At 72.7% G+C, this 14,682-nt stretch carries 11 protein-coding genes and 2 pseudogenes; 7 read left to right on the forward strand and 6 right to left on the reverse strand.

Annotated features, from left to right (window positions below):
* The first annotated feature begins 89 nt into the window (after positions 1–89).
* Entirely contained in the window at positions 90–1,709 is a 1,620-nt protein-coding gene (locus tag CP984_RS27940; RefSeq protein WP_043978512.1) for an MFS transporter, read from the forward strand.
* Here the strand turns inward: CP984_RS27940 and CP984_RS27945 are convergent.
* From CP984_RS27945 to CP984_RS27955, 3 genes are all read right to left on the reverse strand, one after another.
* Positions 1,696–2,499, reverse strand: coding sequence for a maleylpyruvate isomerase family mycothiol-dependent enzyme (locus CP984_RS27945; protein WP_003979755.1), 804 nt, complete (start codon positions 2,497–2,499; stop codon positions 1,696–1,698). The two genes, CP984_RS27940 and CP984_RS27945, sit on opposite strands and share 14 nt — an antisense overlap.
* A 28-nt stretch (positions 2,500–2,527) precedes the next feature.
* Positions 2,528–3,166: a mycothiol-dependent nitroreductase Rv2466c family protein gene (locus tag CP984_RS27950; protein ID WP_003979754.1), complete on the reverse strand. Its 639-nt coding sequence runs from the start codon at positions 3,164–3,166 to the stop codon at positions 2,528–2,530.
* A 155-nt stretch (positions 3,167–3,321) separates the two neighbouring features.
* Entirely contained in the window at positions 3,322–3,753 is a 432-nt protein-coding gene (locus CP984_RS27955) for a MarR family winged helix-turn-helix transcriptional regulator (RefSeq protein WP_030183441.1), read from the reverse strand.
* 87 nt (positions 3,754–3,840) lie between these two features.
* On the opposite strand from CP984_RS27955, the gene CP984_RS27960 reads away from it, so the two are divergent.
* The 6 genes and pseudogenes from CP984_RS27960 to rbsK all read left to right on the forward strand — a co-directional run bounded on the left by CP984_RS27960 (position 3,841) and on the right by rbsK (position 11,480).
* On the forward strand, positions 3,841–4,863 hold the full coding sequence (locus CP984_RS27960; RefSeq protein WP_003979752.1) for an NADP-dependent oxidoreductase: 1,023 nt from the start codon (positions 3,841–3,843) through the stop codon (positions 4,861–4,863).
* A 328-nt stretch (positions 4,864–5,191) separates the two neighbouring features.
* A complete protein-coding gene (locus CP984_RS27965; protein ID WP_003979751.1) occupies positions 5,192–5,620 on the forward strand; it encodes an organic hydroperoxide resistance protein in 429 nt (142 codons plus the stop codon).
* A gap of 243 nt (positions 5,621–5,863) precedes the next feature.
* Positions 5,864–6,931 (forward strand): LacI family DNA-binding transcriptional regulator, encoded by a 1,068-nt coding sequence (locus tag CP984_RS27970; RefSeq protein WP_003979750.1) that lies wholly within the window; start codon positions 5,864–5,866, stop codon positions 6,929–6,931.
* Positions 6,928–8,575: pseudogene (locus CP984_RS27975) on the forward strand (sugar ABC transporter ATP-binding protein). Before CP984_RS27970 ends, CP984_RS27975 begins: the two are co-directional and overlap by 4 nt.
* A pseudogene (locus CP984_RS43050) lies at positions 8,565–10,573 on the forward strand (ABC transporter permease/substrate-binding protein). The pseudogenes CP984_RS27975 and CP984_RS43050 overlap by 11 nt, the downstream one beginning before the upstream one ends.
* Entirely contained in the window at positions 10,566–11,480 is a 915-nt protein-coding gene (rbsK, locus tag CP984_RS27990) for a ribokinase (RefSeq protein ID WP_003979747.1), read from the forward strand. Before CP984_RS43050 ends, rbsK begins: the two are co-directional and overlap by 8 nt.
* A 465-nt stretch (positions 11,481–11,945) precedes the next feature.
* Here rbsK and CP984_RS27995 read toward each other — a convergent pair whose 3' ends face one another.
* The 3 genes from CP984_RS27995 to CP984_RS28005 form a co-directional block, all read right to left on the reverse strand.
* A complete protein-coding gene (locus CP984_RS27995; RefSeq protein ID WP_003979746.1) occupies positions 11,946–12,731 on the reverse strand; it encodes a carbon-nitrogen hydrolase family protein in 786 nt (261 codons plus the stop codon).
* Positions 12,728–14,056: a C15 family peptidase gene (locus CP984_RS28000; protein WP_030183450.1), complete on the reverse strand. Its 1,329-nt coding sequence runs from the start codon at positions 14,054–14,056 to the stop codon at positions 12,728–12,730. The genes CP984_RS27995 and CP984_RS28000 overlap by 4 nt, the downstream gene beginning before the upstream one ends.
* Positions 14,057–14,119: 63 nt before the next feature.
* Positions 14,120–14,653, reverse strand: coding sequence for a TetR/AcrR family transcriptional regulator (locus tag CP984_RS28005; protein ID WP_003979744.1), 534 nt, complete (start codon positions 14,651–14,653; stop codon positions 14,120–14,122).
* Between the last annotated feature and the right edge of the window lie 29 nt (positions 14,654–14,682).

The raw sequence follows: 14,682 nt of genomic DNA on the forward strand, positions 1-14,682 counted from the left end.
CTTCCAAGTGCACTAGTGTGATGCATTACTACCGCCCAACTGCCCCAAGTGGTTTGTGGTGTAAGCGTGCACTGCCTACCTTCCCTGTCATGGCGTTTACCCCGTACACACCACCGTCCCGCGCCGGGCGGCGCGAGTGGACCGCGCTCGTGGTGCTCATGCTGCCCTGCCTGCTCGTCTCGATGGACGTCTCGGTGCTCTACTTCGCCGTGCCGTTCCTCTCCGCCGAACTGGCGCCCAGCGGCGCGGAGCAGCTGTGGATCCTCGATGTCTACAGCTTCGTGCTCGCCGGACTCCTGATCACCATGGGCGCGCTCGGCGACCGCATCGGCCGCCGCAGGCTGCTGCTCTCCGGCGCCGTCCTCTTCGGCATCGCCTCGGTCCTGGCCGCATACGCGCAGAGCGCCGGCATGCTCATCGCCGCCCGCATGGTGCTCGGTATCGGCGGCGCCACCCTCATGCCGTCCACCCTCGCCCTGGTCCGCAACCTCTTCCACGACGCCAAGCAGCGCGGCCGGGCCATCGCGATCTGGTCCGGCGCCATGATGGGCGGCATCGCGGTCGGGCCGGTGCTCGGCGGCCTGCTGCTGGAGCACTTCTGGTGGGGATCGGTGTTCCTGATCAACACCCCGGCGATGGTGCTGCTGCTCGTGGCCGGACCGCTGCTCCTGCCGGAGTTCAGGAACCCGGCGGAGGGCCGCTTCGACCTGGCGGGCGCACTGCTCTCGCTGGCCGCGATGCTGCCGATCGTCTACGGCGTCAAGGAACTGGCCCGGAACGGCTTCTCGGCGCTGCCCGTACTGGCCTTGGCGGCCGGGCTGATGGCCGCCGCCGCTTTCGTGTACCGGCAGCGCACCGCACGGCACCCCATGCTGGACCTGGAACTCTTGCGGCACCGCGGCTATTCGGTCTCCGTCCTGATGAACCTGCTGTCGATGTTCGCGCTGGTGGGCAGCGCGGTCTTCATCACTCAGTACCTCCAGACCGTACGGGGCGCGAGTCCGCTGGAGGCGGCGCTGTGGAACATGGTGCCGACCCTCGCGGTGGGCGGCATGGCCCCGGCCGCCGCGGCCCTCGCGCAGCGCATGGACCGGGCGTTCGTCATCGCCGGCGGATTCCTGGCAGCCGCCGGGGGCTTCTTGTGGGTGTCCTCGACGGAGGTGGACACACCCCTGTGGACCGTGTTGCTGGGGGCCAGCATCTACGGGGCGGGCATGGTGATGGTGATGTCGCTCGGCACCGAACTGGCCCTGGGCGTCGCACCGCCCGAGCGCGCGGGCTCGGCTTCCGCCCTCCTGGAATCCGGCTCGGAACTGGGCGGCGCGCTGGGGCTGGCGCTGCTGGGCACCCTCGGCAACACCGTCTACCGAGGCGAGATCGACGGAGCCGTGTCGGGCGGACTGCCCGCGGGCGCGGCGGAGACCGTACGGGAAACCCTGGCCGGAGCGGCGGCGGTCGCGGGCGAACTGCCGGCCCGGGCAGGGGAGATGCTGCTGTCGGCGGCCCGCACGGCGTTCCTCCACGGGCTGCACGCGGCGCTGGTCGGCGCGGCGTGTGTGATGGTGCTGGGGGCGCTGCTGGCGGCGCTGCTCAAGGGCGTACGGATACAGGCGGTGACAGGGGAGCGCGAACCGGGGCAGGGCTGCACGGAGACCCCGGACGCTCCGGCCGTGTCGGACGCCGCGGCCGCCCCGGTCACCCGAAGCTGACCCGCTCCCACCAGAAGTCCAGCAGCCGCCGGTCACCGGATATCCCGATACCGGGGTGGTCGGCGGGCAGTCTTCGGTAGGCGACCAGCAGCAGGTCGGTCAGCGGGCCGCGCAGCGTCACGGCCGCCTCCTCCCGCGGGGCATGGCGCCAGGTGACCGCCTCGCCGGTCAGATCGATCAGCCAGTCGGCGGTCGTCTCCGGCGCCACGCCGGTGGCTTGGAAGCGCAGCGTCCGGCCCGGACCCAGCAGCTCGCGCATCTCCGGGTGGCGCGCGAACACCTCCGGCTGCGAACCCAGCTCCAGCCACTCGGCGAAGCAGTCGGCGGCGACCCGCTCGTCGAGGGTGAACTCCGCGCCGGCCGCCAGGAACGCGTCGGCGCGGTGGATCACCGTCTCGTTGGCCATCCGGCGGGCGTAGAAGGCGGCGGCCGGGGCCAGCCGGGGGAGCGGGACCCACGCCTCCGTACCGGGCCCGGCGGCCCGCAGCGTCTCCGCCAGCAGGGCGGCCCCCTCGCCCAGCCAGCCGTCGAGCAGCGCCGGGTCCTCGTCCGCGTACGGCGACAGGTCGCGGAAGCGGGCGTCCGGCGGGGGCTCGGCCGCGCCCGTGCGCACCACCTCCTCGGCCCAGCGGTGGGCGCCGCCCAGATGCCGCAGCAACTGGCCGAGATTCCAGCCGGGGCAGGAGGGCACCGGGGTTCTGAGGTGGTGTGCCTTCTTGACGAGGGAGCGCAACAGCTCGGTCTGCGCGACGATTTCGGTGCAGTGGCGGTCGTACGTCGAGGCGTTCATGCCCCCGCCACTGACAACCGGCCCCCGGTCAGCTGAAGTCCAGGTCCCCGGTCCGGGTCCGCTTCAGCTCGAAGAACTTGTCGTAACCGGCGAGCAGACGGGCGCCGTCGAAGATCCGCGCCGCCTCCTCGCCGCGCGGGATCGCCGTCAGCACCGGACCGAAGAAGGCGACGCCGTCGATGTGGATGGTGGGCGTGCCGACATCCTCGCCGACCGGGTCCATGCCCTCGTGGTGGCTCTTGCGCAGCGCGTCGTCGTACTCCGTGCTGTCCGCGGCACCCGCCAGGTCCTCGGGCAGTCCGGCCTCGGCGAGCGCCTCCTTGATGACGGCCTCGTAGTCGTCGCGGCCGTCGTTGTGCAGGCGCGTGCCGAGCGCGGTGTAAAGGTCCCGCAGTACGGGCTCGCCGTGCGCCTGGGCGGCGGCGATGCAGACCCGTACCGGGCCCCAGCCCTTGGCCAGCAGCTCCTTGTACTGCTCGGGCAGGTCCTCGCGGCCCTCGTTGAGGACGGACAGGCTCATCACGCGGAAGCGCAGGTTCAGGTCGCGGTGGCGCTCCACCTCCAGGATCCAGCGGGAGGTGATCCAGGCGAACGGGCAGAGGGGGTCGAAGTAGAAGTCGACCGTGTGACGGGTGGTTTCCGGGGAAGTCGCATTCTCAACAGTCATGGCGCCACGATAGTTCGATCCGGGACTTTCGGCCGGGCGGAATCCGCCACGCCGCGGCCCTCGGGCCGAAACCAACCGGTGGAACCCTCCGGTCCGCGTCCACCGGGACCTGGCCACCGGTTCGCGTCCATCGGGCGCCGCCCTGAACGCCGGTCCTACTCCGGCGTCATGCCCAGCATCCGCTGGAGCAGTTCCTTGAGCAGCGCGCGCTCCGCGACGGACAGCTCGCCGAGCGGCTCGCGCGCGAAGTCCAGAGAATCACGCAGCCGTTGGGCCGTCGCGCGGCCCGCTTCCGTGGGCGCGGCCAGCTTGACCCGGCGGTCGGCCGGGTCCGGGCGGCGCTCGACCAGGCCCCGGGATTCCAGGCGGTCCACGATTCCGGTCACGTTCGACGGCTCGCACTTCAGGCTCGCGGCTATCCGCCGCATCGGCATCGGCTCGTGGGCGAGCAGGCGCAGGACCCGTGCCTGGGCGCCGGTGAGGCTGTGCTCGGCCGCCGCGTGCTCGTACTCCTCGTAGTAGCGGGCCACGACGGTGCCGATCAGCTCGACGACCTCGACGGTCAAAGGGTCTGCGCGAGGAGTCATGACACCAGGATACCGAATTGCTTGACAACGTGAAATATATAGGAGCATGGTTGTTTCAGGACCTGAAGCATTTAGGAGGAGCAGCCCATGTCCGCACTGCCCACGTCCGGCCGCGAATGGCACCTGGTCGCCCGCCCGCACGGCTGGCCGAAGCCGGAGGACTTCGCGCTGCGCGAGGCCGAGGTCACCGAGCCCGGCGAGGGACAGCTCCTCGTCCGCAACCTGTACTTCTCCGTCGACCCGTACATGCGCGGCCGCATGAACGACGTGAAGTCCTACACCCCGCCCTTCCAGCTCGACCAGCCGATGGAGGGCGGCGCGGTCGGCGAGGTCATCGCGTCGAACGCCGAGGGCTTCGCGGTCGGCGACCACGTCCTGCACTTCAAGGGCTGGCGCGAGTACGCCGTCGTGGACGCCAAGAAGACCGCCAAGGTCGACGGCTCCCTGGCCCCCCTCTCCGCCTACCTGGGTGTGCTCGGCATGCCGGGCCTGACGGCCTACGCGGGCCTGCTGGAGGTCGCCTCCTTCAAGGAGGGCGACACCGTCTTCGTGTCCGGCGCGGCCGGCGCGGTGGGCAGCGAGGTCGGCCAGATCGCCAAGCTCAAGGGCGCCGCGCGCGTCATCGGCAGCGCCGGTTCCGACGAGAAGGTCGAGCTGCTGACGAAGGAGTACGGCTTCGACGCCGCCTTCAACTACAAGTCGGACGAGTCCGTCAAGGACCAGCTCCGCAAGGCCGCCCCGGACGGCATCGACGTCTACTTCGACAACGTCGGCGGTGACCACCTGGAGGCCGCCATCGACTCGCTCAACACCCACGGCCGCGTCGCCGTCTGCGGCATGATCTCGCAGTACAACGCCACCGAGCCGACCCCCGCGCCGCGCAACCTCGCGCTGGTCATCGGCAAGCGCCTGCGCATCCAGGGCATGCTCGTCGCCGACCACAGCCACCTCCAGGAGCAGTTCGTGCAGGAGGTCTCGGCCTGGGTGCGCTCGGGCGAGCTGAAGTACCGCGAGACCAAGGTCAAGGGCGTCGAGAACGGCGTCGAGGCGTTCCTCGGCCTGCTGCGCGGCGACAACACCGGCAAGATGATCGTCGACCTGACGGACTGAATCGCCGGCCTGCCGGACTGAGCGGTCCGCACGGGCCGGCCTGTCCGCACGGACCGGCCGGCCTGCCGGATCGGCCCCGTTTCGCAGGGCGGCCCCGTCTCGTGGAACGGCTCCGTCTCGTGGGGCGGCTCCGATCGGCCGGGCCGCCCCGGCCCCACGGACTCACCCGGTCTCAGGGATCCGGTCCCACTGACTGATCCGGTCCCACGAACCGATCCGGTCTCACGGACTGATCCGCACCTCGGCCCGGCGCCGCCGGGCCACTAGGCTCACACCAAGCCGTCGCGACCGTGGGCGCGAGTCGCGGCGAACCACAGGAGGATCTTCTATGTCCATCCAGCCCGTAGACGTGGTCTACACCGCCGTCGCCACCGCCGAGAACGGCCGCGACGGCCGCGTCGCCAGCGACGACGGAAAGCTGGACGTCGTCGTCAACCCGCCCAAGGAGCAGGGTGGCAGCGGCGCCGGCACCAACCCCGAGCAGCTCTTCGCGGCCGGGTACAGCGCCTGCTTCCAGGGCGCGCTGAGCGTCGTCGCCCGCCGGGAGAAGGCGGATGTCTCCGGCTCCCGGGTGACCGCCAAGGTCGGCATCGGCAAGACCCCGTCCGGCGGCTTCGGCCTCACCGTCGAGATCGCCGCGTCCATCCCGAACGTGGACGCGGCCACCGCCAAGGACCTGGTCGAGAAGGCCCACCAGGTCTGCCCGTACTCGAACGCCACCCGCGGCAACATCGACGTCAAGCTGACCGTCGCCTGACGCGCCATGCCGTACCGAGGGCCGCATTCCTGCGTGGGGGATGCGGCCCTCGGCCGTACGGGCCGGAATCCCGCCCGTCACTGCCGCCCCCTGTGACGCAGGCCACTCCTCCCGTGTCTTGACGCCACCGCCGTGTAATCGATTACGTATGGCCACACGAAATCGATTACACACCGGCGTGCGATCGAGACGCCCGGAGCTTTCGGTGTCCTCGACCGGTTCCAGGGAAGGGCAAGGGCGCCCATGGCGAAGATCAAGGACGTGGCCGAGCGGGCCGGGGTGTCCGTGGCCACCGTCTCCCGCGTGCTCAACGGGCGCAGCCCGGTCGCCGAGACCCGCGAACGGGTACTCGCCGCCGTCGAGGAGCTGGGCTACCGGCCCAACAACGTCGCCCGCGCCCTGCGCACCGCCCGTACCGGCACGCTCGGCCTGGTCATCAGCGACCTGACCAACCCGTTCTTCACCGAACTCGCCGACGCCGTCGAGGACGCGGCCCGCGGCCTCGGCTACAGCCTGGTCATCGGCAACGCCGCCGAACGCCCCGGCCAGCAGGACGACTACATCCGTACGCTGCTGGACCGCCGCATCGACGGTCTGCTGGTCAGCTCGGCCGGCACCGGTTCCGCGATGCTGGACGAGGTCGTCGCCTCCGGCACCCCGCTGGTGCTGCTCGACCGGATCGTGCCCGGCGTCGACGCGCCGTGCGTACGCGCCGACGGCAGCGCCGCGCTCACCGCCCTCGCCGCGCACCTCGCGACGCTCGGCCGGCGGCGCCCCGCGATCATCGTCGCCCCGGCCGGCACGCCGACCGGCGACGAGCGGCTGGAACTCTTCCGTACGGCCCTGGCCGCGCACGGCATCGCGCTCCCGGACGAGCGGGTCGGCTCCACGCCCGACCTCCAGCACCCCGGCGGCCGCCAGATGATGCGCGGCTTCCTCGACCTGCCCGAGCCGCCCGACGCCGTACTGGCCACCGACAACCTGATGGCGCTCGGCGCGATGGACGAGATCCGCGCGCGCGGGCTGCGGGTGCCCGGCGATGTGGCGCTCGTCGTCTACGACGACGTGCCGTGGTTCGCGCACATCGACCCGCCGCTCACCGCCATCGCCCAGCCCACCCGCGAACTGGGCCGGGCCGCCGTGCGCACCCTGCTGGAGCGGATCGAGGGGCGCCCGGCCGATTCCGTACTGCTGCCGGCCCGGCTCGTCATCCGCCGTTCCTGCGGCGAACCGGCCACCGGCCAGGAGGAAAACGCGGCCCGGCAGGACCACACCCGACAGGAGATCCGACAGGAGAGGGGCAGCGCATGACCGACGTCAAGGACGACGCTCGGGACGACGCACCGGCCGGCCGCGAACTGCTGCGCGTTGAGGGGGTGGCGAAGTCGTTCCCCGGCGTACGGGCGCTGGACGGCGTGGACCTGAGCCTGCGCGCGGGCGAGGTGCACGTCCTGCTCGGCGAGAACGGCGCGGGCAAGAGCACCCTGATCAAGATGCTCTCCGGCGCCCACCGGCCGGACGCCGGGCGCATTCTCGTGGCCGACGGCCCGGCGGACGGCCCCGCGGCCACCACCGCTCCCGACGGCCTCCACGAGGTGCGCATCCGCTCCGCGCAGGACGCCGAACGGCTCGGTATCGCCACCATCTACCAGGAGTTCAACCTCGTCCCCGGCCTGACCGTCGCGGAGAACATCTTCCTCGGCCGGCAGCCGCGCACCGCGCTCCGCCTCATCGACAGGAAGACGATGCGGGCGCGCGCCGCCGAACTGCTGCGCCGGGTCCGCCTCGACGTCTCCCCGGACACCCCGGTCGCCGAACTGGGCATCGCCCGCCTCCAGATGGTCGAGATCGCCAAGGCGCTGAGCCTGCGCGCCCGCGTCCTGATCATGGACGAGCCGACCGCCGTACTGACCTCCGAAGAGGTCGAGACGCTCTTCGCGATCGTCCGCGAACTGCGCGACGAAGGGGTGGGGATCATCTTCATCACCCACCACCTGGAGGAGATCGGCGCCCTCGGCGACCGGGTCACCGTCCTGCGCGACGGCCGCTCGGTGGCCGAGGTCCCGGCCGGTACGGACGAGGACGAGCTGATCCGCCTGATGGTGGGCCGCGACATCGCCGAGCAGTACCCCCGGCAGCGCCCCAAAGCCCCCGGCGCGCCGCTGCTGCGCGTACGCGGCCTCACCCGGCACGGCCCCAACGGCACCCCGGTCTTCGAGGGCATCGACTTCGAGGTGCGGGCCGGCGAGGTCGTCGGCCTCGCGGGCCTGGTCGGCGCGGGCCGTACCGAGGTCGCGCGGGCGGTGTTCGGCGTGGACCGCTACGACGCCGGGACCGTCGAGATCGACGGGCAGGTGCTGGCCCCCCGGCGACGTACGGGCCGCGATGCGCGCCGGGCTCGGCCTGGTCCCCGAGGACCGCAAGGGCCAGGGCCTGGTCCTGGACGCGTCCCTCCAGGACAACCTGACGCTGGCCCGGCTGGACCGGGACACTCGCGGCGGCCTGGTGGACCGGCGCGGCCAGCGGCGCGCGGCGGCCGAGGTGGCCGGGCAGCTGAAGGTACGGATGAGCGGGCTCGGGCAGCACGCCCGCACCCTCTCCGGTGGCAACCAGCAGAAGATCGTCATCGGCAAGTGGCTGCTGGCCGACACCCGGCTGCTGATCCTCGACGAGCCGACGCGCGGCATCGACGTCGGCGCGAAGGTCGAGATCTACCAGCTGGTCAACGAGCTGACGGCGGCCGGCCGGGCGGTGCTGATGATCTCCAGCGACCTGCCCGAGGTGCTCGGTATGAGCGACCGGGTGCTGGTCATGGCACAGGGACGGCTCGCCGGTGAGCTGTCCGCCGACGAGGCGACGCAGGACGCGGTGATGGAACTGGCCGTACGGCCCGCCGGCGCGTCCGGTCCGCGACACACGAACGAGAGCGCGATGGAGGGCTCCGATGTCCGCTGATGTGAAGACGGGAGCGGGCGCCGAGGCGGTCGGCACGGCCCCGCCCGGTGCCGGGTTCGGCCCCTGGTTCACCCGGGCCGTCCTGAAGAACGGCCCGCTGGGCGGCCTGATCGCCCTCGTCGTGGTGATGGCGGCGCTGTCCGGGGACTTCCTGAACGGGCAGAACCTCCTGAACGTCGGCGTCCAGGCGTCCGTCACCGCCGTGCTCGCCTTCGGCGTCACCTTCGTGATCGTCTCCGCGGGCATCGACCTGTCGGTCGGCTCGGTCGCGGCGCTCAGCGCCACCGTCGTCGCCTGGGCCGCGACCGACGCGGGCCTGCCGGTGTGGATCGCCGTGCTGCTGGGCCTGGCGGTCGGTGCGGCGGCGGGCCTGGTCTCCGGCGCGCTGGTCGCGTACGGCAAGCTGCCCGCCTTCATCGCCACGCTCGCGATGCTCTCCATCGGCCGCGGCCTCGCCCTGGTCATCACCGGCGGCTCGCCGATCGCCTTCCCCGCCTCGGTCAGCAGGCTGGGGGACACACTGGGCGGCTGGCTGCCGGTACCGGTCCTGGTCATGATCGCGATGGGCCTCGTCGCGGCCCTGGTCCTCAACCGTACGTACGCGGGCCGCGCGATGTTCGCGATCGGCGGCAACGAGGAGGCGGCCCGGCTCTCCGGCATCGACGTCAAGCGCCGCAAGCTGGTCATCTACGCACTGTCCGGGGTGTTCGCGGCGGTCGCGGGCATCGTCCTCGCGGCCCGGCTGACCTCCGCCCAGCCGCAGGCCGCCGTCGGCTACGAACTCGACGCGATCGCCGCCGTCGTCATCGGCGGCGCCAGCCTCTCCGGCGGCTCCGGCAAGGCGTCCGGCACGCTCATCGGCGCGCTGATCCTCGCCGTACTGCGCAACGGCCTCAACCTGCTGAGCGTCTCGGCGTTCTGGCAGCAGGTGGCCACCGGCCTGGTCATCGCGCTGGCGGTGCTCCTGGACACGCTGCGGCGCCGGAGCGGGCGATGAGGGGGCGTGCGTGGCGGTCCGGCCCGGGTACGGGTTCGGGCCCGGTCGGCAGGCGTACGAGTACGGGGAGGCTCGGCTGGCCTGCCGGCCGGCGTACGGGCCTGCTCGGCGCGGCCGTCCTGGCCGGAGCCCTCGTCCTGTCCGGCTGCGACCGCGGCGGGAACACGGACCTCGGGCTGGCCCTGTCCACCCTCAACAACCCGTTCTTCGTCGGCATCAAGGAGGGCGCGCAGGCCGAGGCGGAGCGGCGCGGCCTGCACATCAACATCACCGACGCGCAGAACGACCCCATGCAGCAGATCAACCAGATGGAGACGTTCACCAGCCAGGACGTCAAGGCGGCGATCATCAACCCGGTGGACTCCGATGCCGCCGTGCCGGCCGTCGGCGTCGCCAACCGGGCCAAGGTACCGGTGATCTCCATCGACCGCGGTGTCAACGGCGGCGACGTGGGCTCGACCATCGCCTCCGACAACGTCGCGGGCGGCCGGCTCGCCGCGAAGACGCTCGCCGAATCCCTCGGCGGCAAGGGAAAGGTGGCCTTTCTGGAGGGCCAGCCCGGCACCTCGGCCGCCCGCGAGCGCGGGCAGGGCTTTGAGGAGGGCATCAAGCGGTACCCGGGCATCGAGGTGGTGGCGCGACAGCCCGCCGACTTCGACCGGACCAAGGGTATGGACGTGATGTCCAATATGCTCCAAGCGCACCGGGACATCGGCGGCGTCTTCGCGGCCAACGACGAGATGGCCCTCGGCGCCGCGAAGTCGCTGGGCGCCAGGGCGGGCAGGGACGTGAAGATCGTGGCGTTCGACGGCACGCCGGACGGTGTCGCCGCCGTCCGCGGCGGGACGCTGACCGCCACGGTCGCCCAGCAGCCCAGGCTGCTCGGGAAGCAGGCCGTGGACCAGGCGCTCAGGGCGGCGCGCGGCGAGCGGCCGCCGAAACAGGTGAAGGTGCCGGTCGTGCTGGTGACCAGCAGGAACGCGGCGGAATTCGATGGGTGAGAAGCAGATGTACGACGTACTGGTAGTGGGCTCGGCCAATGCGGACCTGACGGTCCGGGTGGCGCGGCGGCCCGGCGCGGGGGAGACCGTGCACGGCTCCGACCTGGTCGAGTCGGCGGGCGGCAAGGGCGCCAACCAGGCCGCTGCCGCCGCCCGGCTGGGCGGCCGGGTCGGGCTGCTGGCCCGGGTTGGCGACGACGCGTACGGCGAACTGCTGCTGAACGCGCAGCGCGAGGCGGGCACGGACGTCTCGCAGGTGATCGCCGCGCCCGGCACCCGTACCGGCACCGCCATGATCATCGTGGGCCCGGACGGCGACAACAGCATCGTCGTCTCCCCGGGCGCCAACGCGGCGCTCACCCCCGAGGACGTCGCCGCCGCCCGCGAGGTGATCGCGGGGTCCGCCACCGTCTCCCTCCAGTTCGAGGTCCCGATGGAGACGGTACGGGCCACCGCGGCCACCGCCACGGAGACCGGCACCCGGGTCGTCCTGAACCCGTCGCCCACCCCCGACCGCATCGACCCGGACCTCCTCGCCGCCGCCGACCCCCTCGTCGTCAACGAGCACGAGGCACAGCAGCTCGCGGACCGCAGCGAAGGCGGACCGGAGGACTGGGCCCGCGCACTGCGCGACCAGGGCGCCCGCTCGGTCGTCGTCACCCTCGGCGGCGACGGTGCGCTGGTCGTGGACGGCGAGGGCAAGAGCGAGCGGGTCCCGGGCGTGAAGGTCGAGCCGGTCGACACCACAGGCGCCGGCGACGCCTTCACCGGCGCCCTCGCCGTCCGGCTGGCCCGCGGCGACTCCCTCCCGGACGCGGCCCGCTTCGCCGTAAGGGTCGGCGCAGCAGCCGTCACCAAGCCAGGCGCCCAGCCGTCCTACCCGACGCTGGATGAACTGCCTGCGTGAACGGGGGGGGCGTCGTACTTGCGTCGCCTCCGCTGCCCGGCGGCTAGGCGTCCCGGTTGGTTCCGAACCTTGGGGCAGCGGCCCGGCCGACGCACCGTCGTCCTCTCCGACGCTGGACGACCAGCCCGCCAGAACGGAGGCGGTGGGGGCGCCGTGCTCGCGTCGCCTCCGCCGCCCGGCGGTCCGGCCGCTGGATATCCCGGTCGGTTCCGAGTCTTCCGGGAGCGGCCCGGCCGACGCGCCGTTGTCCTCTCCAGCACTGGACGAACTGCCTGCCTGTACGGAGGCGGTGGGGGCGCCGTGCTCGCGTCGCCTCCGCCGCCCGGCGGTCCGGCCACTGGATATCTCGGCCAGTCCCGAGCCTTCCGGGAGCGACCCGGCCGACCCGCCGTCGTCCTACCCGACGCTGCACGACCTCCCCGCCTGAACGAAGGCGACGGGGCCCCGCACTCGCACCCGCCCCCGCTATCCGGCGACCCGGCCGTCGGATATCCCAGCCGGTTCCGAGCCCTCCGGCAGCGGCCTTGCCGCCACACCGACCTCCGCGAGCGCCAGGCCGTCTTCGCCGGTCACCCGCGCGAGGCAGGAACCGTCCGCCGCCCATATGCCGCTGTGGCCGCAGCCGGTGCCCCCGCTTCGCGGGCCGGTGCCGTTGGCGAGCAGGACGTCGAAGCCGTGGTCGCGCGCCAGGGTGGCGTACGCGTCCGTGCGTTCCACCGAGTCGTGGAATGAGCTGGCCAGATACACCTGGCAGTCGTCGGCCGCGGCCCGCTCCGGTACCTCGGGGAAGGCGTTGTCGTAGCAGGTGGCGAGGGCGAACTTCAGGCCGCGGTAGGTGAAGCGGCCGCCTGCCGTGGGCCCCGGGGTGAACAGCTCGTTCTCCTGGCCGTAGAGATGGTGCTTGTCGTAACGGGTCAGCAGTGCGCCGTCCGGCCCGTACACGAACGTCGCGATCGTCATCCCGTCCGCCGTGCCCGACGGGCCGCGCCCCGGGCCGTTGACCGCCGCGGCGACGCCCGCCGCCCGGCAGGCGTCGCGGACGGGGGCCAGCCGCGGGTCGTCCGGCGCGAGGACGCACCGCTCCGGACCGGCGGCTATCGCCTCCAGCTCATAGTCTGTCAGGCCCAGTTCGGCGAAGACGACCAGCTCGGCGCCGCGGCCCGCGGCCTCGGCGATCAGCCCGGCCGTCCGGGCCGCGTTGGCCTCGATGTCCCACGCGGCGGACGGAAATTGCGCTGTTGCGACGATCATTTCTCCATGGTGCCCGATGCCACTGACAACGCGGTGGTGAGGATGCTCCGCACCTGCCCGGTGATGGTGGTCCGGTTCCGTACGAAGTCGGGATCGGTGACCTCGCCGGTCTTCGGGTCGGTGTTCCCGGCGCCGAACTGGAGCACCGGCGTGTGCAGGTGGCCCCCCGGGACCTTCAGCTTCAGCGCGTCCCGCAGCAGCGTCGCCCGGTAGCCGATCTCGTTGGACAGGTAGTCACCGCCCCCGCCCGCGCGGGCCGTCGAGCCCGGCGTCGGCCCGTCCGGCCGCTCGACGGGCGACGAGCCGCCCGCCGGGATCTCGGTCACCGCCGTGTTGTCCCGCACCGGGAACGGCCCGGTGGAGGCCGCGGTGAGCTGCGCGTACGGCAGGGTCGTGGTGGTCCACTGCGGCTGCGGCCGGACGGTCGGCACGCCCTTCGGCACGGGCACCGTCTCGGTGCGCGACTCCCGCGCGTTGTCCGGATAGCCGCCCCGCCAGGCGCCGTTGGTCCGCTCCAGGTCGAAGCGCCCCGGCCGACCCTGGCTGATGGTGGTGAACAGGTCTACCTGCCGCGGCCCGCGCCGGAAGTACGGCAGGAGCGTGCGCTCCACCGTGCCGGCCGCGAAATCGGCCCACCGTACGGGGAAGACGGCGGTCTCGACGCGGGCGAGCCGCCCCGAGGACGTACGGACCGTGGTGCCGTCCAAGGCGAGCGCCGCGGCCCCGGACGGGTTGCTGCGCCGGGCGTCCGCGTCCAGCTGGAAGGGGTCGAAGCCGGTCACCACGACGCGCAGCACCCGGGTCTTGGCGTGCCCGCCGCGGGGCAGGTCGATCGAGTCCTGCCCGCGTGAACCGCGCTCCAGCGCCCCCATCAGCGCGTCCCGCTGGTTCGCGCTCAGCCGGAAGTCCGGCTTCCACTCCCGTAGCGCCTTGGTCATCCCCAGCCGTGCCCAGTACAGCGGCCGGTCGTCGTCCCGGCTCAGGTCGCCGCCCTGCGGCCCGCGCCCCTGGACGCGGTCCACGGCGCGGCGCCACAGGCCGCGCCCCGCCTCCGTGACGTACCGTTTCGCCGCCCCGTACGAGTCCACCCGCGCGAGCCCGCCGGCGAACGTCCCGGCCACCCCGGCGAACCCGCTGCGCCGCAGGATCTCCTGCGGCACGTGCTGCGACAGCCGCTGCTCCTCGACGGTGGGAGCGGCCGTCGCCTGCCGGGCGGCGGCGGTGACGGGGGAGGCCGCCGTGGCGGAAGGGGCGCTGAGGGCGAGCGGGGCGGCGGTCAGCAACGCGGCGCCGACGACGCCCACCTTGGTGCGTATGTGTCTCATGGGGTGAGTAAAGCGGCGGTGCGCTGATCGCGGAAGGGGTTGCTCCACGGCGCGGCCGCCGCCCTACGGGGCCGGAGGCTCCGCCTCGTCCCCCCGCAGCAGCGCCAGGAAGTCCCCGAACGCCGCCGTCATGTCCACTTCCTCCGGCTCCAGCAGCCACTGGAGCTGGAGCCCGTCCATCACGGCGGCCAGCAGCGGCGCCGCCCGCTCCGGCGTCAGCCCGCCCGGCAGCCGGTCGCCGTACTCCGTGCGCAGCACCTCGGCCAGCGCCTCCCGCACCCGCCGGAACCGCCGTTCGAAGAAGTCGCGGGCCGGATGGCCCTCGGTGACGCTGTCCCCGGCCAGGACCGTGTACGTCTGGACGACGCCGGGCCGCCCGGCGTTGTACTCGACCAGCCCGGCCAGCGTGTCCGTACGCCAGGCGCCGGTGGCCGCGGCGGCGGCCGTGTCCCACTGGTCGCGCGCCTCCAGGACGCCGACCAGCAGCAGCTCCTTGCTGGGGAAGTGGTGCAGCAGGCCCTGCTGGGTCAGTCCGGCGCGCTCGGCGACGGCGGCGAGTGACGTGCCCCGGTAGCCGCGCTCGGCGATCAGTTCCATGGCGGCCCGGAGGATCGCCTCGCGCCGCT

Origin of the sequence: Streptomyces rimosus (assembly GCF_008704655.1) — a bacterium.
In the GTDB taxonomy this organism is placed as follows: Bacteria; Actinomycetota; Actinomycetes; order Streptomycetales; family Streptomycetaceae; genus Streptomyces; species Streptomyces rimosus.